19 protein-coding genes and 1 pseudogene are annotated in these 20,673 nt (G+C 45.5%); 13 read left to right on the plus strand and 7 right to left on the minus strand.

Going from position 1 to position 20,673, the window contains the following annotated elements:
- The first annotated feature begins 245 nt into the window (after window positions 1-245).
- The 3 genes from NM125_RS02035 (at window position 246) to NM125_RS02045 (ending at window position 2,641) form a co-directional block, all read left to right on the plus strand.
- Window positions 246-719, plus strand: coding sequence for a nuclear transport factor 2 family protein (locus NM125_RS02035; protein ID WP_255132347.1), 474 nt, complete (start codon window positions 246-248; stop codon window positions 717-719).
- 55 nt (window positions 720-774) lie between these two features.
- On the plus strand, window positions 775-1,485 hold the full coding sequence (locus tag NM125_RS02040) for a CPBP family intramembrane glutamic endopeptidase (protein WP_255132349.1): 711 nt from the start codon (window positions 775-777) through the stop codon (window positions 1,483-1,485).
- A gap of 145 nt (window positions 1,486-1,630) precedes the next feature.
- A complete protein-coding gene (locus NM125_RS02045; protein ID WP_255132350.1) occupies window positions 1,631-2,641 on the plus strand; it encodes a TlpA family protein disulfide reductase in 1,011 nt (336 codons plus the stop codon).
- A gap of 15 nt (window positions 2,642-2,656) precedes the next feature.
- Here NM125_RS02045 and NM125_RS16030 read toward each other — a convergent pair.
- Window positions 2,657-3,747: pseudogene (locus NM125_RS16030) on the minus strand (AI-2E family transporter).
- Window positions 3,748-3,898: 151 nt separating this feature from the next.
- Here NM125_RS16030 and NM125_RS02060 point away from each other — a divergent pair.
- On the plus strand, window positions 3,899-4,489 hold the full coding sequence (locus NM125_RS02060; protein ID WP_255132356.1) for a DinB family protein: 591 nt from the start codon (window positions 3,899-3,901) through the stop codon (window positions 4,487-4,489).
- A 43-nt stretch (window positions 4,490-4,532) separates the two neighbouring features.
- Here the strand turns inward: NM125_RS02060 and NM125_RS02065 are convergent, their stop codons facing one another.
- Complete coding sequence (locus NM125_RS02065; protein ID WP_255132358.1) at window positions 4,533-5,726, minus strand: phosphoglycerate kinase; 1,194 nt, start codon at window positions 5,724-5,726, stop codon at window positions 4,533-4,535.
- Between the two features lie 306 nt (window positions 5,727-6,032).
- Between NM125_RS02065 and NM125_RS02070 the strand changes: the two genes are divergently transcribed.
- The 6 genes from NM125_RS02070 to NM125_RS02095 all read left to right on the plus strand — a co-directional run bounded on the left by NM125_RS02070 (window position 6,033) and on the right by NM125_RS02095 (window position 9,708).
- Window positions 6,033-6,428, plus strand: coding sequence for an endonuclease domain-containing protein (locus NM125_RS02070; protein WP_255132360.1), 396 nt, complete (start codon window positions 6,033-6,035; stop codon window positions 6,426-6,428).
- Between the two features lie 274 nt (window positions 6,429-6,702).
- Entirely contained in the window at window positions 6,703-7,863 is a 1,161-nt protein-coding gene (locus NM125_RS02075) for a cysteine desulfurase family protein (protein ID WP_255132362.1), read from the plus strand.
- A complete protein-coding gene (locus NM125_RS02080) occupies window positions 7,863-8,417 on the plus strand; it encodes an LOG family protein (RefSeq protein ID WP_255132364.1) in 555 nt (184 codons plus the stop codon). Before NM125_RS02075 ends, NM125_RS02080 begins: the two co-directional genes overlap by 1 nt.
- A gap of 32 nt (window positions 8,418-8,449) precedes the next feature.
- Entirely contained in the window at window positions 8,450-8,809 is a 360-nt protein-coding gene (locus NM125_RS02085) for a DUF1499 domain-containing protein (RefSeq protein WP_255132366.1), read from the plus strand.
- A gap of 47 nt (window positions 8,810-8,856) precedes the next feature.
- Window positions 8,857-9,297 carry a cytochrome B gene (locus NM125_RS02090; RefSeq protein WP_255132367.1) on the plus strand — a complete coding sequence of 147 codons (441 nt, stop codon included), beginning with the start codon at window positions 8,857-8,859 and terminating at the stop codon, window positions 9,295-9,297.
- 12 nt (window positions 9,298-9,309) lie between these two features.
- Window positions 9,310-9,708: a hypothetical protein gene (locus tag NM125_RS02095; protein ID WP_255132369.1), complete on the plus strand. Its 399-nt coding sequence runs from the start codon at window positions 9,310-9,312 to the stop codon at window positions 9,706-9,708.
- Between the two features lies 1 nt (window position 9,709).
- Here NM125_RS02095 and NM125_RS02100 read toward each other — a convergent pair whose 3' ends face one another.
- Window positions 9,710-11,476 (minus strand): sodium:solute symporter family protein, encoded by a 1,767-nt coding sequence (locus tag NM125_RS02100; RefSeq protein ID WP_255132370.1) that lies wholly within the window; start codon window positions 11,474-11,476, stop codon window positions 9,710-9,712.
- A gap of 2 nt (window positions 11,477-11,478) precedes the next feature.
- Window positions 11,479-11,736, minus strand: coding sequence for a DUF4212 domain-containing protein (locus NM125_RS02105; RefSeq protein ID WP_349294175.1), 258 nt, complete (start codon window positions 11,734-11,736; stop codon window positions 11,479-11,481).
- Between the two features lie 184 nt (window positions 11,737-11,920).
- On the opposite strand from NM125_RS02105, the gene NM125_RS02110 reads away from it, so the two are divergent.
- The 3 genes from NM125_RS02110 to NM125_RS02120 all read left to right on the plus strand — a co-directional run bounded on the left by NM125_RS02110 (window position 11,921) and on the right by NM125_RS02120 (window position 14,701).
- Window positions 11,921-12,808 carry an aldo/keto reductase gene (locus NM125_RS02110; RefSeq protein ID WP_255132374.1) on the plus strand — a complete coding sequence of 296 codons (888 nt, stop codon included), beginning with the start codon at window positions 11,921-11,923 and terminating at the stop codon, window positions 12,806-12,808.
- An 85-nt stretch (window positions 12,809-12,893) separates the two neighbouring features.
- Complete coding sequence (locus NM125_RS02115; RefSeq protein WP_255132376.1) at window positions 12,894-13,463, plus strand: DUF922 domain-containing protein; 570 nt, start codon at window positions 12,894-12,896, stop codon at window positions 13,461-13,463.
- Between the two features lie 86 nt (window positions 13,464-13,549).
- Window positions 13,550-14,701 (plus strand): ribonuclease D, encoded by a 1,152-nt coding sequence (locus NM125_RS02120; protein ID WP_255132378.1) that lies wholly within the window; start codon window positions 13,550-13,552, stop codon window positions 14,699-14,701.
- Between the two features lie 88 nt (window positions 14,702-14,789).
- On the opposite strand, the gene NM125_RS02125 is transcribed toward NM125_RS02120, so the two are convergent.
- The 3 genes from NM125_RS02125 to NM125_RS02135 form a co-directional block, all read right to left on the minus strand.
- Window positions 14,790-15,785: a cation diffusion facilitator family transporter gene (locus NM125_RS02125; protein WP_255132379.1), complete on the minus strand. Its 996-nt coding sequence runs from the start codon at window positions 15,783-15,785 to the stop codon at window positions 14,790-14,792.
- 6 nt (window positions 15,786-15,791) lie between these two features.
- Window positions 15,792-16,406 carry an inorganic pyrophosphatase gene (locus NM125_RS02130; protein WP_255132381.1) on the minus strand — a complete coding sequence of 205 codons (615 nt, stop codon included), beginning with the start codon at window positions 16,404-16,406 and terminating at the stop codon, window positions 15,792-15,794.
- Window positions 16,407-16,805: 399 nt separating this feature from the next.
- Window positions 16,806-20,468, minus strand: a complete 3,663-nt coding sequence (locus NM125_RS02135) for a vitamin B12-dependent ribonucleotide reductase (RefSeq protein WP_255132383.1) — start codon at window positions 20,466-20,468, stop codon at window positions 16,806-16,808.
- Window positions 20,469-20,673 lie beyond the last annotated feature (205 nt).

Raw genomic sequence — 20,673 nt, forward strand, 5'->3', positions numbered from 1 at the left:
GTAAATGTGATGGGGATTTAAAGAAGGAATTTTGGGGTGATGAATGGGTTCTGCCGACTCTGATATTTTCACTTCAGATTATTCAACCTTGATTAGGAGGATTTTGGGATTGCCTTGATTCGATGATCCTTAACCCCGAATACAAACTGCCTTTTTTGCGGGAAGGAAGGAACAAGAATTGGCTATTTGGCAGAATACCCAAAATTAGCTATTGTGGAAAATCACCCGAATTAAAATTCATGATTATGACTAAGCTTTTCTTTATCCCACTCCTCACTGTATTATTTCTATTTCCTGCCCAGGTCCCGACCACCAATGTAGATGCTTTTTGGGATGAAATGAGCCGAACCGTAGCAGAGGGTGAATTTGATGAATATGCTGCCCTATATCATGAAGATGCTGTTTTGGTAAATGGCATTTCCGGTGAAAGTTACCCCATTTCAAGTGCCTTAGATGGCTGGAAGCAAGGCTTTTTGGATACCAAAGCCGGGAAAATGAAAGCCGGTGTAGAGTTTCGCTTCAGTAAAAGAATGCACAGCGAAACCACCGCTCATGACACCGGCATTTTTAACTACTATTCGCAAATGGAAGAACAGGAACCCCAGCTGATTTATGTTCACTTTCAGGGACTATTGGTAAAAAAGGACGGCGAATGGAAACTGGTGATGGAGCACCAGGAGTCGATGGCGACTGAGGAAGAGTGGGAGAAATTGAAGTAGTACCATTGGTCCGATTTATTAAAACTTTTCTTTCGATCCTCCGTAGTTTGCAGTCATGATCTATGCTATTACCGTGCTCGCCATCTCGTGGCTGATTGTCTATTTATCGGAGAAAAAGAACCTTTTAACTATTTGGTTTACGCCGCTGAGTCAAAGGACTAAAGAGTTCGTCAGCGGATTTCTCATTCTTGCGATTTTGAGTGCCATCACTCAATTACTCTTCGGATACTTAAGTGGTGTAAGCTGGCAACTCAATGATAGCATCACCCCTGAACTTATTATTAATTCCGCTTTTTATGATCTGAAATCTGTTTTATTTGAGGAACTCACGTTCAGAGGCATCATTCTCTACCTGCTTCTCAGATATACCGGAAAAAGACAAACTTCCCTGCTCCTAACAGCAGCCGCATTTGGGGTTTATCATTGGTTTACTTTTGGGGTAATGGGAAACATCATGGCAATGATTGTGGTTTTCATTACAACCGGGTACATGGGTTATGTTTTCGCCGTTTCCTATGAAAAAACAAACTCCATCATTCTTCCCATAGCTCTTCACCTTGGGTGGAATGTTATAAACAACACCATGTTTTCAAACGGCCCCAACGGAATTCAACTTTTAGAAGCTGTTCAGGGACAAATGCCTTTTGAACTTGGAGGTTATTCAGGTTTAATCAGTTTGAGCTGGTACCTGTTAATTCCTTCAGTCGTTCTGGTCATTCTTCACAAATTCTATACCCCTCAGACCAAAGACTTTAAACTGCTATAGTCTTGTAGGCTTAGGGACCCGGGAAAGCCTTTCTTCCTCAACTCTCTGCAGTAACTATACACTAATTCGCCTTTCAACCCCATATATTTGCATATCATTCTAAATTTAATAGATTTAGATATACGTTTAATCAAATGGATCTGTCATGAACATTTTTCGGTGTACTATTTTATCTCTGCTAATAATTGTAGCATTTAATTCCAGGGGGCTTGCTCAGGCCGAAGTCGATTCCGCATATATTGATTATGTAAATAGCTCTTGGGATGAAGTTCAGGCAACTGAATATGACGATTCCATTCAGACAAAGTATGCTTCCGAATTCTATGAATATTATCTGAGTCACGAAGAAACCGTGGCCGGAAAAAAAGCTTTACAGAGTGCCCTAATGATGTGGGGAAATACCGGAAATGTGGCTATGATGGATGAAGTCATTAGTAAGTTTAAACCTGACTCTGATGTATGGGCTTGGGTTCCTAACTCTCTCGGCCATGCATATGTAGGAGATTCGAGCAGAACCCATCAGGATGCTATGAAGAAACTTGAATCCTTAAAAGATTACGTCACTAATCCGGTTGGCAAATCTGCTATTCTTACATCGCTTGTCAGATTTTATAAACGAAATCCCGATACCCACCAAAAGGCACTTGAATATGCGCAGGATCTGGTTGAAATTAATGAAAGTAAGTGGTTCGTCGATCTTGGACTGGGCGCTATTTATGAATTGGAGTCATTGGGAGTTGGACAGGCTGCGCCGGAATTCACAGCTACAACTTATCACGGGGAAGAATTCAACCTCGCCGATCATAAAGGCAAATATATCATTCTCGACTTTTGGGCGACATGGTGTGGGCCCTGCATGCCTGAAATTCCGGTTATTAAGTCCTTGAGAGAAACATACCCGGAAGAAAATTTAACCATCGTAAGTATTGCACTGGAGGAAGATTCAGAGAAATACGACAAATTTCTTACTGAGAACGGGATGACCTGGACTCAAATCCTCCAGGAAAAAAAGAGGGAAGATGAAATTCCTACCCTATATAATGTTGGCGGCATTCCCCAAAAATACATAATTGGGCCTGAAGGAAATATTGTGGCCAAGCATCTTCGGGGAGAAAAATTAACAGCAAAAATGGACACCTTAATAAACCGGAAGTAAGATTAACACCTAATTTTATTCACCCTCATCCAGCCAGCCAAACCTGCGTTGAAGCGATTTGATGGTGATGGCATGCCGTTCGGTGCCCCGGGTGCCCAGCAAAAACCCGATGGGTTTGAGGTCTTCCACATTTTCACAGACGATTTTAAACAAACCGAGGTATGGGATGATGATCAGCATGCCCGGCACTCCCCAAATCATACTGGCCGCAATCAATGAAAAAATAATGACCAGCGGGTTTATCTGAACGTATGAACCGGTGATATTCGGGGTAAGGATATTGTTCTCTAAAAACTGAACGATCAAAAACTGGATGAGGATTGGGATGGCCAAGCCCGGCGTTCCGGTTCCTAAAGTAAATAGCAGCACTACCCCATAACCAAGCACAGTGCCTAAATATGGGATCAGGTTAAACAGGGCAGCAATTATTCCGAAGAGCAAGGCATATTCCAGTCCAATCAGGTAAAACCCAAGGAATTCAATCCCATCAGAATAAAACATACAATCACCAGTCCTTTCAAATATTTTGGCACAACTTCAGAAGCCTGATCAATGATATTCTGTGCTGCTTCCTCCTGGTTGTTGTAGATCAGCATAGAGATAAAGTCCCGGAATTTATCCCGGTAAAACAGCAGCAGAAAGGTATAAACGGGAATCAGCCCAAGGCTCAGAAGCGTATTTGTGGTGGCCGTAAAAAGCTGACTTATATACTGCCCGGTTTCGCCCAGCGACTCAATCAGAGAATCAATCCCCGAGATATAAATACCGGTATATGCTCCAATTGCATCAAATATACTTTGGATATTGATCTCGAACTGCTCTTTTAGTTTTGGGAAGTCTTCCGTGAAGTTTGTTGATAGCGTTCCGATTGCCGCCACGATACCCGTCACAATGGCTATAAAACCCAACACCACGATAAAGTTGGTTGCAATACGTGGGATTTTGTGTTTCTCAAGCCAATCGGCGTATGGGAAAAGCAGGTAGGCCAGCATAATACTCAGAAACAAAGGCACCAAAAGCGGACGGGCTAAAATCAATGCGGCTACCACCAGAAAGGCGAAAGCCAGTCGTATGGTGTTTAGAAGTAAAAGTGGGTATTCATTCATAGGTTTTGATTTTATACCAAAGGATACAACTCGAACAGCAATATATCATCACAAATATAAGCTTAAGTCTATATTATTTTTTCTAACAGGATGCGACTTTGTTTCCGCTTTTTTATTACACTCCTGTTCACTCTAACTAATTGTGCGCCTTATGAAAAGAATGATTACGCTTTGTTTGACCCTGCTGCTTTCTGTGAACGTGATGGCACAGCTTAGTACCGCCGACCGTGATTTTGCTGTCGAATACCTGAATGCAACTCACCAAAATATTGTGGATTTAGTGGAACCTCTACCTGATGAAGCCTGGAATTACACCCCTGAAGACGGTGGCTGGTCGGTAGCTAATTGCCTGGAGCATATCCTGACTACAGAATCCTCGTTTTTCCAAATGGCTCAGGGATATATGAGTCAGTCTGAAGCAGATCCCGATTTTGACAGTTCTGTTTCGGATGGAGTACTCATCGGGATGATGGCCAATCGCGGAACCCGGGTCCAAACAGCCGAGCAATTCGAACCATCGGGCAAGTGGGCCACCAAACAGGAAATGCTGGATGAACTGGAATCCTCCCGGGATCGACTCATCAACTATCTTTCCAATGCCAAGCAGAACCTCAGAGATCATAAAGCAAATACTCCATTTGGAGAAATCGATACCTACCAGGTATTTCTGCTTGTAGGAGCCCACAGCCAGCGGCATACTTTCCAGATGCAGGAAGTGCTGGGCGAAATTGAAGGAATGTAAGTGAACTTAAAAGCCTCTTATATCAAGTAAGAGGCTTTTCTTTTTACTTATCCGTCAACCACGCAACCCCGGGAAGTTCTTTTCCTTCCAGATATTCAAGGCTGGCTCCACCGCCGGTGGAAACATGTGAGACCTCATCACTGAGGCCTGCCTTTTTGATTGCAGCTGCAGAGTCACCACCGCCAATAATGGTGGTTGCTCCGAATTTAGTGGCTTCAGCCAGGGCTTCCGCAACCGAGAAGGTTCCGTCTGCGAAGTTCTCCATTTCGAACACCCCCATCGGTCCGTTCCATAGTACGGTTTTGGCAGCCTTAATCTGGTTTCCAAAAGCAATGGAGGATTGTGGGCCTATGTCGAGTCCCATCCAACCGTCTTCAATACCTTCTTCATCTACCACTTTGTGTTCTGCATCGTTATTAAATTCTTTGGCAACTACAGAATCCAGTGGCAGCATAAACCGGATGCCTTTTTCTTCGGCTTCCTCAAGCAGCTCTTTGGCTAAATCAACTTTATCATCTTCAACCAAAGAATTACCGATTGGCCAGCCTTTGGCTTTATAAAAAGTATAAGTCATACCCCCGCCAATAATGATGGAATCCACTTTTGAAATCAGGTTCTTAATCACTCCGATTTTATCGGACACTTTGGCTCCACCCAAAATGGCCACAAACGGACGATCCGGATCATTGATGCTTTCTTCCAGGTACTTAATCTCTTTCTCCAGTAAAAATCCTGACACAGCCGGCTGCAGATAGCGTGTTACACCTGCTACCGAAGCATGGGCACGGTGACTGCTTCCAAAAGCATCATTCACAAACACATCGGCATGGGAAGCCAGCGCTTTGCTAAACGACTCATCATTCTTGGTTTCCCCTTTATGAAAGCGGACATTTTCGAGCACAACCACTTCTCCATGCTTGGCATTGTATATCGCCTCCTCGGCTTTATCCCCAATACAATCTTCCCCGAAGTGAACTTTGGTGTTCAGTAAATCAGCTAAATGGTCAGCTGCCGGTTTCAGGGAGAATTCAGGTTCCGGCATTCCCGACGGTCGCCCAAGGTGGCTGGTCAAAATCAATAACCCTCCATTCTGAATTACGTGCTTTATAGATGGTAGTGCCTGTACAATTCGATTGTCGTCAGTAATTTTACCGTTTTCAATAGGCACGTTAAAATCTACGCGCATCAGCACTTTCTTCCCTTTTACATCAATATCGTTGAGTGTGAGTTTCGCCATGAGTTGAGTAAATAAATTGATTGGTAATTCGATGATGAAGGTACCAAGATCTCTCCACGAAATGAAGCGGTAATCACCGCCCTGATAATAAGTCTTCGACTTTTATCTGTCCCTCCCCGGAGGGACACAAATGCATGAGCAGCACAAAATGTGTGAGCAACTTCACACACCATTCCCCCAAAGAACATCCCTCTCCCCGAGAGGGAACATTTGAGCCCCGCTCAAATCAGGGCGAGGCAGGTACGACCCCACCCCGTAGCATAAAACCCCAAAGAACACTACTTTCCCAAAAAAGAGGGTACAAGTATGTCAAGAAACTCCGCTTTTAACTACTATAACAAAGACCTTAGACCCAACGCCCGTTCTTTACGGAAAAACATGACCAAAGCAGAGGTTTGCCTTTGGAAATACGGGCTCCGGAAAAAGCAGCGCATGGGATACACGTTCAACCGGCAACGACCTGTTTTGAATTACATCGCCGATTTCATTTGCAAAAAGCTGAAATTGATCATTGAAGTGGATGGTTCAAGCCATGACAGTCCGGAGGCTTTCGAATACGACCAACGAAGGCAGCGACATCTGGAAGAAGCCGGGTTCAGAGTGATCAGGTTTCGAAACAAAGATGTGCTTACCAATATGGATGCGGTGCTTATGGCGGTAGATAAAGTGATTTTGGAATTAGAGAACGGGGCAGAGTCCTGACCTCCGCCCTGATCATAGTCTGCGACTATGATCTGTCCCTCCTCGGAGGGACACAGGTGTTTGTGCAATGCAAAATGTTTAAACAAACCCTTACACCTTTCTCCCAAAGAACATCCCTCTCCCGGAGAGGGAACATTTGAGCCCCGCTCAAATCAGGGCGAGGCAGGTACGACCGGTTTCCAATCCTAATCCCGAAAGCGCTTTTATCCCTGCTTTTCAATCAAATAATGGATATTTTCTCAGGGCAAAAAATAATCCAAACCTTATTCACTGAATGCGAACGGTTTACTTAGATCACGCGGCCACTACTCCCTTAGATGATCGCGTGCTGGAAGCCATGCTTCCTTACCTGAAAGAAAATTACGGAAACGCCAATTCTCCCCATCACCTTGGGCAGAAATCGAAGGTGGTTGTGGAAGACGCCCGGGAGAAAGTAGCAGCTTTAATTGGAGCTGAACCTTCTGAGATTATCTTTACCAGTGGCGGTACCGAAAGCGATAATGCCGTTATTAAAGGTGTTTTAGCTATTTCAGGTGATAAAAAGGAAGTAATTACTTCAGAATTAGAACATCATGCCGTTCTGCACACGGTGGAGCTTGCCAAAATGCAGGGTGTTAAACCCGTTTTTGCCCCATCCAAGGATTGTGGTACCATCACCGCTGATGCCGTTAAAAAATCCATTACCGAAAACACGGCACTGGTTACGATCATGCACGTGAATAATGAAATCGGCACCATCAACCCGCTGAAAGAAATTGCCGAAGTGTGTAAAGAGCACGGAGTACCCCTTCATTCCGATACCGTTCAAAGTCTGGGTAAAATTCCGCTCAACGTAAAAGATCTGGGGATTGACTTCCTCAGTGGCAGCGCTCACAAAATTTATGGGCCGAAAGGAACCGGGATCATGTATGTGAAAAATGGTTCCAAGTGGATCCCATGGGTACATGGCGGATCTCAGGAACGCCGCCGTCGCGGAGGTACCCTGAACGTGCCCGGAATTGTTGGTTTTGCCAAAGCCCTTGAACTGGCTGTTGAAGAGATGGATGAACATCAAAAGCATTTCAAAAAACTACGTGCTCTTCTCCTCAAAGAGATGGACACCAATCTGGAATTCAACTACAATGTAAATGGCCCGCAAAACAACGGCGTGCCCCATATCGTAAACCTCTCCTTCAGTGACGAGCAGGGCAAATATATAGATGGCGAGATGCTGCTGCTGAACCTGGATATTGAGGGAATTTGTGTATCCAACGGCTCGGCCTGCACTTCCGGTGCCGTTGAGCCTTCACATGTGCTTAATGGTATCGGGATGGAAGACGGACTGGCTAAATCGAGCATTCGCGTAAGTTTCGGTAAGCAGAATACCGAAGAGGATGTGCGCTATTTTGTAGAAAAACTTGACACCGTTCTCAAACGAATGTTTACCGTAGCCTGATGAAGAAAAACGTCTGCGTGTATTGCGGTTCCAGAGAAAGCAACAACCCACGGTTTCCTGAGCTGGCCCAACAAGCGGGTCGCGAAATTGCCCGGCGAAACTGGGGTGTGGTTTATGGCGGTGGCAAAGTCGGGATGATGGGCAAGCTGGCCGATGCCGCTCTCGAAAGTGGCGGTGATGTTTTTGGGGTGATTCCAACCAAACTTAAGAAACTGGAAGTGGCCCACACCGAACTCACCGACCTCCACGAAACGCAGGACATGCATACCCGAAAAGCGCTCATGGAATCTCTTTCTGATGCTTTTCTTATCCTGCCCGGCGGATTCGGAACCCTTGACGAATTTTTTGAAATCCTTACCTGGCGGCAGTTGGGTATTCATGATAAACCCATTTATCTGCTTAATGCAGAGGGGTATTTCGATGGACTGGTTAAGTTTACCGAGAACTCCATTCAGTATGATTTTGTAAGAAAAAGCAGCCTCAAACTCTTCAAAGTTTGTAACGAGATTGACTCTTGTATTGAAATGCTGGAACGTTTTTTCGAGGAGGATTGATTCTTATCTCGTAATCAAGTTTCAATCCGACTATGCCCAAAATTTCCGAAAAGAATCCACTACCTCCCTGCCCTGCTACGCCGAACTGCATTCGGACTTCAGAAGTATATCAGACCGGTCTCGAAATGGTGTACGAAGCATTTATTAAAGTCTTCGACGAAGAATCGTACCGATGGGAAGTAATCGATCCCAAAAGGATTGAACTTCATGCCGTATATCGCATTCCCGTTTTTGGATTTAAGGATGATGTGGATGTAATTATGGAAGAAACCGATGGGACAACTACTGTTTTCATCCGAAGTGCAAGCCGGGTTGGAGCTTATGATCTCGGGGTGAATCAACGCCGTGTAAAACGCATTCTCAAAAAAGCTGAGCTTAAGATTAAGAGTTAATTCTTGGCTATATTCACCTTCATCAATTAAAGAAAATATTTTAGCACATGTACGAAGGATTATTACACGCACACTCAGGACTTCGATGGATTGTATTGGTACTCATTGTCTGGGCTTTGTTCAAAGCCGTTACCGGCTGGACAGGCAAAAAAGATTATCAAAAATCAGATAGGCTTGCCGCCCTTCTCGCCCTCATTTTTACGCACATCCAGCTATTGATAGGTCTGGTTCTTTATTTTATCAGCCCAAAAGTTTCGTTCCAATCCGGCGTGATGGAAAGCCAGGTTCTCAGGTTCTATACCGTAGAGCACATGTCCATGATGATCATCGCCATTGCATTAATTACCATTGGTTTCAGCACAGCTAAACGCATGTCTGATTCCGTAGCCAAGCACAAACGAATTGCCATTATGTATGGCATTGGCCTTTTGGTGATCATTGCCTCCATCCCCTGGCCTTTCCGCGGTTTAGGTGCCGGCTGGTTTTAAAAGAATATTGTTTTGAAAACCTACAATCCTCCTATAAGAGAGCGAGGCAAAGACGATCTTCTGAAGATCATTGACTCGCCAGACGAATGGGAAGATGATGTGCTCAGGATTGCTTCCGATGAACTGACAAAAAGAGGTATTAGTTTAAGAACGCAAGAAAGAAGAGCAAAAAGCCATAGCAAGGCTAAGAAGCAAATTAAAGAAATCAAGAAGAATGCTTCTTACTCATACTTTCAGATGACACTGCTGTTGGTTTTTGCTCCTTTCACTCTTCTTTGGTTCGTTCCAAGTGGCATGGGCATTATTGAACTTGAAAATGAAGGATTTCTCAGGAAACGAAACCAAAGATTCATCTTAATTAGTTTAAGCTACCTTCTTTGGTTTTTATTCATTTCCTATTTTCCATTCTGAATTATTTAGGATAGCGAATGCTTTCCACCATCTCTTGCACATCCTCCGGCGGTTCCGGAAATATCATACCAACTGCAAAGGAAACGGTCAAGTTCAGGAGCATACCCAGTGTACCTATACCCTCTGGTGAAATTCCAAACCACCAGTATTCCGGTGAATTAAACTCCGGGAAGGCAATCTTATAGAACACCACATAGGAAAGCGTGAACAGCAGTCCGGCTATCATTCCGGCAATGGCGCCCTGACGGTTCATTTTCTTATAAAAGATGCCCAGGATAATAGCCGGGAAGAAGGACGCTGCCGCCAGCCCAAAGGCTATAGCCACCACTTCAGCTACAAAACCCGGGGGATTAATCCCAAAATAACCGGCAACTACTACCGCTGCGGCTGCCGAAATACGAGCCCACATCAATTCAGCTTTGTCAGAAATATCAGTTTTAATCTGCTTCTTGATTAAGTCGTGAGAAACAGCCGTGGAAATCACCAACAGCAAACCGGCTGCGGTTGAAAGAGCCGCTGCCAGCCCACCAGCGGCTACCAAACCAGCAACCCAGGCCGGTAAATTGGCAATCTCCGGATTGGCGAGCACCATGATATCCCGATCCACATACAATTCATTATTGGTATCCGTCGGTTCGTTATTAACCATCACTTCCCCAAAAGGGCCACGGATAATTTCCCCATCCGCATTTCGCTGAATATCAGGTAGTCCAACCATAGCTTCGCCCGGAGCGTAGGTGATAATTCCGTCATCATTTTTATCTACCCAGGTGAGCAGTCCTGTTTGTTCCCAGGTATTAAACCATGCAGGCATTTCGGTGTATTCTTCTTCGTTTACCGTTTCCATCATGTTGTATTTAGCAAAAGCCGCAATAGCCGGGGCCGTTGTGTACAGGATCGCGATAAAAATCAGTGCATAGCCTACAGAAACACGGGCATCTTTCACTTTTGGAACGGTGAAGAAACGTACGATTACGTGGGGCAACCCGGCCGTACCGATCATTAGGGCCGCGGTAATAAAAAAGACATCCTGCATGCTTTTCGTACCGCTGGTGTAGGCAGCAAAACCGAGCTCGGTATGCAGTTGATCAAGTTTTTCAAGCAGGTACTGTCCGGATCCATCCGCTAAGGTAGAACCAAATCCAAACTGAGGGATTGGATTTCCGGTGAGCTGAAAAGAGATAAAGAATGCCGGAACCATAAAGGCGAAAATCAGCACACAGTACTGAGCTACCTGCGTATAGGTAATTCCCTTCATTCCACCCAAAACAGCATAGAAAAAGACGATCGCCATCCCAATCAGAACACCCAGATCGATGTTAACTTCCAGGAATTTGGAGAACACCAGTCCAACCCCGCGCATCTGTCCGGCTACATATGTGAATGAAACCACCAGTGCACAAATCACGGCAATAGTTCGGGCAAAGTTGGAGTAATACCGGTCGCCGATGAAATCAGGAATAGTAAACTTGCCGAACTTTCGGAGATAAGGTGCCAGCAGTAAGGCCAGCAGCACATAACCGCCGGTCCAGCCCATCAGGTACACCGAGCCGTCGTAGCCCATGAAAGAAATCAGGCCGGCCATGGATAAGAAGGAAGCTGCTGACATCCAGTCGGCTGCGGTAGCCATCCCGTTAGTAATGGGATTCACATGAGCGCCCGCTACATAAAAATCGCTGGTGGAGGCCGCTTTAGCCCAAATAGCTATGCCGATGTAAAGGGCAAAGGTTACTCCAACTAAAATATAAGTCCAGATTTGAACATCCATGATCAGTCCTCATTCACGTTAAATTCACGATCCAGTTTGTTCATCAAATACACGTACACAAAAATGAGGATCACAAAGGTATAAATGGCACCTTGCTGGGCAAACCAAAAGCCAAGCTTGAATCCGGCTATCTGAATTTCATTTAAAGCGGGAGCAAGTAAAATTCCCAAACCGTAGGAAACCACAAACCAGATACTAAGCAAAATGCCCAGGTATTTGAGGTTTCGTTTCCAATACCCTTTTAAGTCCCGTTCTTCCATCTGTATGACCTCCATAGTTTTATTCCGGCTTAGTATGCAGTATTTGACGGAATGAATCAAATTTTTGAATGTGATTGAATCCGGTTTTTAAGCGAACGGTGATTGTGAGGTGCTGTTTTGGAGCGAAACAGGAATCATTCTTTCTCGCATCTGATTATATTATTCCACATCAAAAAAGAGGATTATGCAGTACAACAGATTGGGAAATTCAGATCTTGAAGTAAGTGAAGTCAGTTTTGGTTGTATGTCTCTGGAAGTTGAGAACAACTCAGAATCAGCCTCTTCCCTTCTCCGTGAAGCCTATAACAAAGGGATCAATTTCTTTGACACCGCCGACCTCTACAATCATGGCCTAAATGAGGAAGTAGTTGGAAAAGCGCTGAAGCCTTTCAGGGATGAAGTTATTATTTCTACCAAGGTCGGTAATGTGTGGGATGAAGATGGTTCGGGATGGGAATGGAATCCTACCAAAGAATATATTTTGACGGGCGTGAATGAGAGTTTACGCAGGCTCCAGACCGAATACATCGACCTCTATATGCTGCATGGCGGAACCGTTGACGATCCGATTGACGAAATTATTGAAGCATTTGACCGACTTAAAGATCAGGGGAAGATTCGTGCTTATGGAATCTCGTCCATCCGCCCAAATACCATTCGGGAATACGCAGAACGCTCAGATATGGACTGCGTGATGATGCAGTACAGCCTGCTTGATCGTCGCCCGGAAGAAGAAAGCCTGGATCTGCTTGCAGAAAATGACATCAGTGTGATTACCCGTGGAACGTTGGGTAAAGGCATGCTTATAGATAAGCCGGCTCGTGATTACCTGGGGCATTCAACAGAAGAAGTTGAAGAATTACAACGGGCAGCCAATAACACCGGAAACCCGATTTCAGTGGCTGTTCAATTTGTATTGGATCATACTGCGGTAGCTTCAGCCGTTCTTGGCATCCGCACTAAGCATCAGTTAGAGGAGATTACGGATGCGATGAACTCCCCTGTTTCTGCTGAGGAATTGGATAACCTCAGAAGCATTTTATCCCCCAAAAAGTACGATCAACACCGTTAACCCAAACTTTCGGTTAGCTTTTTGTTGCCTTTATTTTAATTTCTCATCGTGATGACGGATATTATACGACCACCTATTCACGATTATGAAGGCAATAGTAACCACCATATTGATTTTCCTGTTTAGCTCCGGTTTGGTTTTCGGGCAGCATCAGTCCGAGAAAAATTATATCTACTGGAGCGATGACTACGAATTGGTTTGGACTGATTTCGAGGAGATTCCCAAGCGATACAGTGAACACGCCGCCTTTTCTGTTGTTGGGTATGAAAGTTCGTTCAACATGAACGCGCAGCAGTATGAGGCCGAAATAAAAACCTACTTCAGTAAAAATGAATCCTGGTCCAAAAGCTGGATTGCCTCCCTTCTGCTCCACGAACAGGGTCATTTTGACCTAGCGGAAGTGAACGCACGGAGATTCCGAAAGCGGGTTAAAGATGCCATGGAAGCCGGGACCATCTCTGTAAGTGTATTCGAGGAGATGAGTGATGAGGCCATGGCCGATCTTGAAGAAGCACAAAAAGAGTATGATGAAGCCACCAATTACTCCATGGATTACCGCTCCCAGCTACAATGGTCAGAAAAAATAGCCGAACAGCTCAAAGAACTGGAGGCTTTTGCTAATACACGGATTGTTATTTCGCGGACAGGTAATTGAAAGCTTAGCCTGATACCTTTTAACAACCATCGGAAATTTGAGCTGCTTATCTTTACCTTGCATCAAATTCGCACTTAATACAATACATGGCTATTCATTACATCACTGAGAATAATGATCTACAAAAGCTCACTTCGGACCTTCACCAAACCAAAGAATTTGCTGTAGATTTAGAGTTTGATCGCAATCGTTATCGCTATGGGTTCAATATGTGCCTCATGCAGATTTATGGCGGAGACGACTGTTACCTGGTAGATCCACTCAGTGACGATCTCGATATAAAGACCATCTTCCCGGTCATCGAGAACCCGGAGGTACAGAAAGTGGTTTTTGCATTCGGAGAGGATCTTCGCCTGCTGCATTCCATGGGATGCTTTCCTAAAAACCTCTACGATCTGGATGCCGCCACCAGTCTGTTGAATTACGAACCGGCTTCCCTGACCAATCTCATCAAAGAGGTTTTGGATGTAAAGGTGAACAGCTCCTCACAGCAGAGCAACTGGTGGAAACGACCGCTTTCCGAAAATCAAAAACAGTATGCAGCAGATGATGTGATCTACCTGCTCGACTTTAAAGCCAAACTCAATCAACAAGCCGACAAACGGGGTATCCTCGACTGGATTAAGCAAGAGAACGACGTTTTTGATCACCTGGATTACAGCGATGAAGATCATAACAACCTGATTAAAGAAAAGGACAAGAATAACCTGTCTGTTTTTGAATGGTTCGTCTATTGCCAACTCATGGATTTCTTTGATGAGAAAGCCCGCGAACTGAACAAGCCTATGTATCAGCTTGCCAGTAAGAGAATAGTGAGTGAGCTTGCTCAGAATCCTGATAAAGTGCACAACTGGAAACAGACCAAGGGGGTTTACGGGCGGATTAAGAATGATAACTTTAAGTCTCAGCTTCAATCGGTGGTTGATTCTGCAATCCATGAGGCAAAAGAGCAGGACCTATCTACTTCCCGAAAGGCCAGTGATACCATGACTGGTGAGGAATACCGGGCCATGCGGAATGAACAGAACCGAATCAATGATCTGAGAAATAGACTTCTTTCCCCTATTCAGGATCGGTTAGTGACTGATTTTGGCAAGCATGCCAAATCCTTTATTCTCCCCAACCGGCTCACCAAAGAAATTATAGCCGGCGAAACGGAGCTGATGCCCGATTATAAAGTGAAGTTGCTGCGAAGGTATGCCGAAGAGCTGGACCTGGATTTGAGTGATTATGTCTGATCAACCTGGCAGCATGATATTCTTAGTTTGATTGAATCAGAACTAACACTGTATTTCAATGGAACACGGATCACACGGAAAAATTGATTTACACTGATCTTGATAATCGATGTTTTCCATCAGAAGCTACGTTTTCTACCGTCCACTCAATGCGTTGTTCAAATGGATGCTGACGCACCTCACAATCCTCAATGGTGCATAAATAGCATGAAAATTCCTGACAGAAATCGGTATGAATAAAAATATCTATTCTGTCTCCGAACTTATGGGTAATTAACTCTTCGATGTTATCCAGCTCGGCATGGGCTTCTTTAACTGTGAGGTACCATGGGAGGGTTAAATGAGCATCCACATGAAGAGTGGGGCCATATTTGGTGATCCTGAGGTTGTGGAGGTCAATCCATTTTGGATCTCTGTTTTGTTGTAAGTAAGCAATCAGTTCAGCCAGTAACTCTTCATCGGTTTCATCCATAATTCCCGCAACTGCTGCCCGTAAGATCCGGAAGCCCATATGTATGATCATCAGAGCAAAAACAATGGCCACGGCCCCATCCAGCCAAAGAATATTTGTAAAACGGATGAGAATTAGTCCTGCTATGATACCAAGGGTGGTATATGTGTCCGTTTGAAGATGACGGCCACTTGCCTGCAGGGCCAGCGAGTCGTTTTTCTTTCCGGTTTGATAAGCCCAGTATCCAAACCCAAAGTTGATTACCGCTGATATTCCAATCAGGATTATACCGAGGTCCAGGCTCTGCAGCGGCTCCGGATCGATAAAGCTTTGCACGGCTTCTACAATAATGTACAATCCGGCAAGGGTGATGAGCGTACCCTCAATTCCCGCTGAAATAAACTCTACTTTTCCGTGTCCGTAAGGGTGATTTTCATCCTTGGGCTTTGCGGAAAGATACAGGCTGTATAACCCGATAAAGCCACTCAGCACATTGACGATACTTTCGAGTCCATCGGTGAGTACAGCCACCGAGTTGGTGAGATACCAGGCGGTCATCTTTATGACAAAAAGAATGACAGCCACCGCAACGATGAACCATTGAACCCGAATATTTTCCCGAGCTTTCTGCATCAAGTTCTATTCACCGAACATTTCTTCGTAATCTTTAATAGACGCTTCGATTACTTTGTAGGCATGGTCGGCATCAAAAATCCCCTGCACATATACGTCGTTCTGGTTTTTTCCGGGGATCAGCTTGTAAGTGCCAAAGTAATGACGAAGTCGCTCTATCAACACCGGAGGTAAATCATTCACGCTGTTGATGTTGCTGTAATAGGTGTCGTTATCCAGCACGGAGATGATTTTATCATCCGCTTCATCGTGGTCCACCATATGCAGCCCTCCGATCACGCGGGCGCTTAAAATAACCTCGTTCCGGTCAATCGGTCGTTCACTCAACACGCAAATATCCAGCGGATCACCATCCCCTTTTACATCATCTTTCGACAATTCACCCACGTGATTACCGCAATAGGTACGGGGAATAAACCCGTATAACGATGGGGGAAGTGAGGAACTTCGTTGCGGACGATCTACCCGCATGTAGCCGGTTTTCTTGTCCACTTCGTATTTGATGGTATCAAAAGGAGTGAGTTCGATAAAGGCGTTAACGATCTTGGGTTGATCTTCGCCCACTTCCAGTCCGTGCCACGGATGCGGCCTCCACCGGAAAAAAGGATTGGGAAAATTCATAGCTCAATGGTGAGTGTTAGAACTTTGATGCCTCTCAAGGTAAAACTATATGGAACATCGAACAAGGAACATCGAAATTTGAAGGATGAACTTTTCCAGACCAGTGGCTTTAAAATAGGCTCAGATCGTTTTAAAATGGCGCAAGCGTCCGCTTGTGCCTTATTTAATTCTGCTTATTTGGCCTTTTCCAGCTTGTCCAAGCAGACGCTTGAACTATTTATGGTTGAACAGTTTTTGACTATCAGCAAAATCTTACAATCCTGAAATCTGTGGCCAATAAAAAACCCCGACTGGCGGTTCAGCCAATCAGGGTTTATCCTGTTCTCCATGAAAGTCGTTATTCGTTAAATGGTGATTTCGTTAATCGAATTAACGATTAACGAATCAACCAATAACGAATTAGCTACAGCCGGTGGTAGATCCACAGGTGATGCACTTCATGCAGGTTCCGTTACGAACCATGGTCATACTGCCGCATTCGGGGCAGGCTTCACCGGTGTATCCCATTTGTTTGGCTTTATCGTATTCGCTCTCGTAGCTGTCAGACTGTACCGCTTTTTGCTGAACCTGAGCACTTTCGCTGTTATCAACAGCGGCCGGTTCGGGCTCAGCTACGGTCTTTTTTGCGACAGCATCCGATGATGATGATGCATTGGGGGCTTTCGCCTCGGTCTGTGTATTGTCCGCTTTGGCTTCAGCCTGGGCATCAGCGGTCGGACGTAAATTTCGGGTTTCGATCTGCTCGGCCGGCACGTGCGCCAGGTCTTCTCTGCCGAGGTAGGTAACCGCCAGCTCACGGAAGATGTAATCAATTACAGATGTACTCATCTTCACGTGTGGGTTTCCATTTACCATGCCGCTTGGCTCGAACTTGGTGAACACAAAAGCATCCACAAATTCTTCCAGAGGTACGCCGTGCTGCAATCCAAGTGAAATAGAGATAGCAAAACAGTTCAGCAGGCTTCGGAAAGCGGCGCCTTCGCGGTGCATATCAATAAAGATTTCACCAAGCTGGCCATTTTCGTATTCCCCGGTTCGGAGATATACGCTCTGTCCGCCAATCTTCACTTTCTGCGTGTATCCTTCGCGACGGAAAGGAAGTCGCTGACGACGGGCCACATATTTGTGGATGATGCGCTCGGCCACTTCAAGCACTTTATCCTGTGCCATGGTGGTTTCAGCATCGGCCGGTGCTTCTTCTTCTTCGTCAATTTCCTCCAGCACATCCGCCATAGAATTCAGTGGCTGACTTAATTTAGAACCGTCACGATACAGCGCATTCGCTTTCAGCATCATCTCCCACGAATCCATGTAAGCGTCCTTCATATCTTCGATGGTCGCCTCATTTGGCAGGTTGATGGTTTTTGAAATAGCGCCGGAAAGGAACGGCTGAGCAGCAGCCATCATACGAATATGTCCTTTGGCAGAAATAAAGCGTGTTCCGATTCGTCCGCAACGATTGGCGCAATCGAATACCGCATAATCTTCTTCTTTCAGATGTGGGGCACCTTCAACCGTCATGGTTCCGCACACATAATCGTTGGCTTCCTGGATTTCCTCTCTGCTGAATCCAAGGTAGCGCAGCATGTCGAAGTTCATGTCATTGAGCTGCTCTTCGGTAATGCCCAGTACATCCTTGCAGAAGTCTTCGCCCAGCGTCCACTGGTTGAAGGCAAACTTGATGTCAAAACTTCCAGGCAATGCTTCGTTGATCGCATCAATTTGCGTGTCGGTGAAGCCTTTCTCACCCAGTGTTTCCGGGTTGATGTGTGGGCAACCTTCCACCGAACCGGCTCCTTTCGCGTAGTTGATAATCTCTTCCGATTCCTTAACAGAATAACCGAGATTCTTCAGTGCTTTAGGTACCGCCTGGTTGATAATCTTGAAGTAACCGCCACCGGCCAATTTCTTGAATTTCACCAGGGCAAAGTCCGGCTCAATACCGGTGGTATCACAATCCATCACCAAACCAATGGTTCCGGTTGGTGCCAGCACCGTCACCTGTGCATTTCGGTAGCCGTGTTTTTCACCCATTTTCAGCGCTTTGTCCGAAGCTTTCTTCGCGGCTTTCACCAGGTAATCCGGGCAGATCGAAGCATCGATGCCCATCGGTTTCACCGTAAGGCCCTCGTACTCTTCCGGGTCAGCATTGTAAGCAGCACGGCGATGATTACGGATCACCTTCAGCATATGCTCTTTGTTGCGCTCATAGCCTTCAAAGGTGCCGAGCTCTTTGGCCATTTCGGCTGAAGTGGCGTAGGAAGTCATGTGCATGGTTGCGGTAACAGCTCCGGCAACTGCGGCTCCTTCTTCACTGTCGTACGGAAGTCCCTGTACCATCAGCGCAGCACCAATATTGGCATAACCCAACCCAAGCGTGCGGAATACATAAGATAACTCTGCAATCTCTTTGGATGGGAACTGAGCCATCAGTACCGAAATCTCCAGAACAACCGTCCAGATTCGGGAGGCATATTCCAGCGACTCAATATCAAATTCTTTGTACTCATCCCCTTTGAAGTATTTCATCAGGTTCAGAGAAGCCAGGTTACAAGCGGTGTTGTCCAGGAACATGTATTCCGAACAAGGGTTACTTGCGTTGATCGGACCATCTTCGGGACAGGTATGCCATTCGTTGATGGTATCGTGGTATTGGGTTCCGGGATCAGCACACGACCAGGCTGCGTAGGCGATGTCATCCCAAAGTTCACGGGCCTTCATCGTCTTCATGGGCTTCGGTTCTCTACCCTCTTCAGCTGCATCATCTTTTTCCACACGGCCGTACAGGTGCCAATCTTTGTCTTCCTTCACCGCTTTCATGAACGAGTTTGGCACACGAACGGAGTTGTTGGAATTCTGACCACTTACGGTTGAATATGCTTCGGAATTCCAATCGGTGTCGTAGGTGTCAAATTCAAGATCGGTGAATCCCTGTGCCGCCAGCTGTATCACGCGCTCTATATAATTAAGAGGAACTTGATTTCTCTTGGCTTTACGGATTTCCGCGGCAAGTTCTTTGTTTTTCAGCGGGTCGCGACTCATCGCTCCGTTAAATGTACGTCCTTCAATCTCCACCGGCGTGTGGCAGAGTTTAATAATATTCTTAAGGTGCTTCTGAACCGTTTTTGATCCGGCTACCAAAGCGGCCACTTTCTGCTCTTCTCGAACTTTCCAGTTGATATACTCTTCGATGTCCGGGTGGTCCAGATCAAGCGTCACCATCTTGGCTGCACGTCGGGTGGTACCGCCAGACTTAATAGCACCGGCAGCCCGGTCTCCGATTTTGAGGAAACTCATCAGACCGGAACTTCTTCCCCCGCCACTCAGCGGTTCGTTGGCTCCTCGAATTTTAGAGAAGTTACTTCCAGTTCCGGATCCATATTTAAACAGACGCGCTTCACGTGTCCACAGATCCATGATGCCGCCTTCATTCACCAGGTCGTCATCTACACTCTGGATAAAGCAGGCATGGGGCTGCGGGTGGGTGTAAGCATCTTCGGATTTTTTGAGCTCTCCGGTTTTGCCGTCCACATAATAATGACCTTGTGCAGGACCATTAATTCCATATGCCCAATGCAGCCCGGTGTTGAACCACTGCGGACTGTTTGGTGCGGCCATTTGGTTGGCCAGCATGTAGGCTAATTCATTATAAAAAACTTTCGCATCTTCCTCGCTGTCAAAATAGTCGTGTTTCCAACCCCAATAAGTCCAACATCCCGCCAAACGATGAAAGACCTGCTTACTATCAATTTCATGTGTATAACGTTCTTCTTCGGGCAGATCTTTGAGTGCCTTTTCATCAGCTTCAGATCGCTGTAACCATTTGGGCACTCCCTTCTCTTTGATCTTTTTCAGTTTCGCAGGAACTCCAGCCTTGCGGAAATATTTTTGAGCGATAACATCGGTGGAAACCTGAGACCAGCTTTCAGGAACCACAACGCCTTCCATATGGAATACCTGGGAGCCGTCCGGGTTTTTAATTTCTGAGGTGCGTGTTGCAAATTCGATGTCGTCAAATGGAGTCTTCCAGTCCGACTTAGTATAGAAGCGAGTAAATTTCATTGGCGTACTTCGTTAGTGTATTAATATTATGTTGAAACCTTCGTAGATGAGAGACAATTAAACAAATCCCGATACCTTATCTCCTAAAGAAGTACGAATTAATATAGACGAGCAGAGGTGATTGGGCAAGAAAAAAATCAAATACTTTTCCACAAATTAGGGGACTTATCCACATCTGTGAATTCACTAATTCTAAACATGCAAA

The organism is Gracilimonas sediminicola, from assembly GCF_024320785.1.
GTDB classification, from domain to species: Bacteria; Bacteroidota; Rhodothermia; order Balneolales; family Balneolaceae; genus Gracilimonas; species Gracilimonas sediminicola.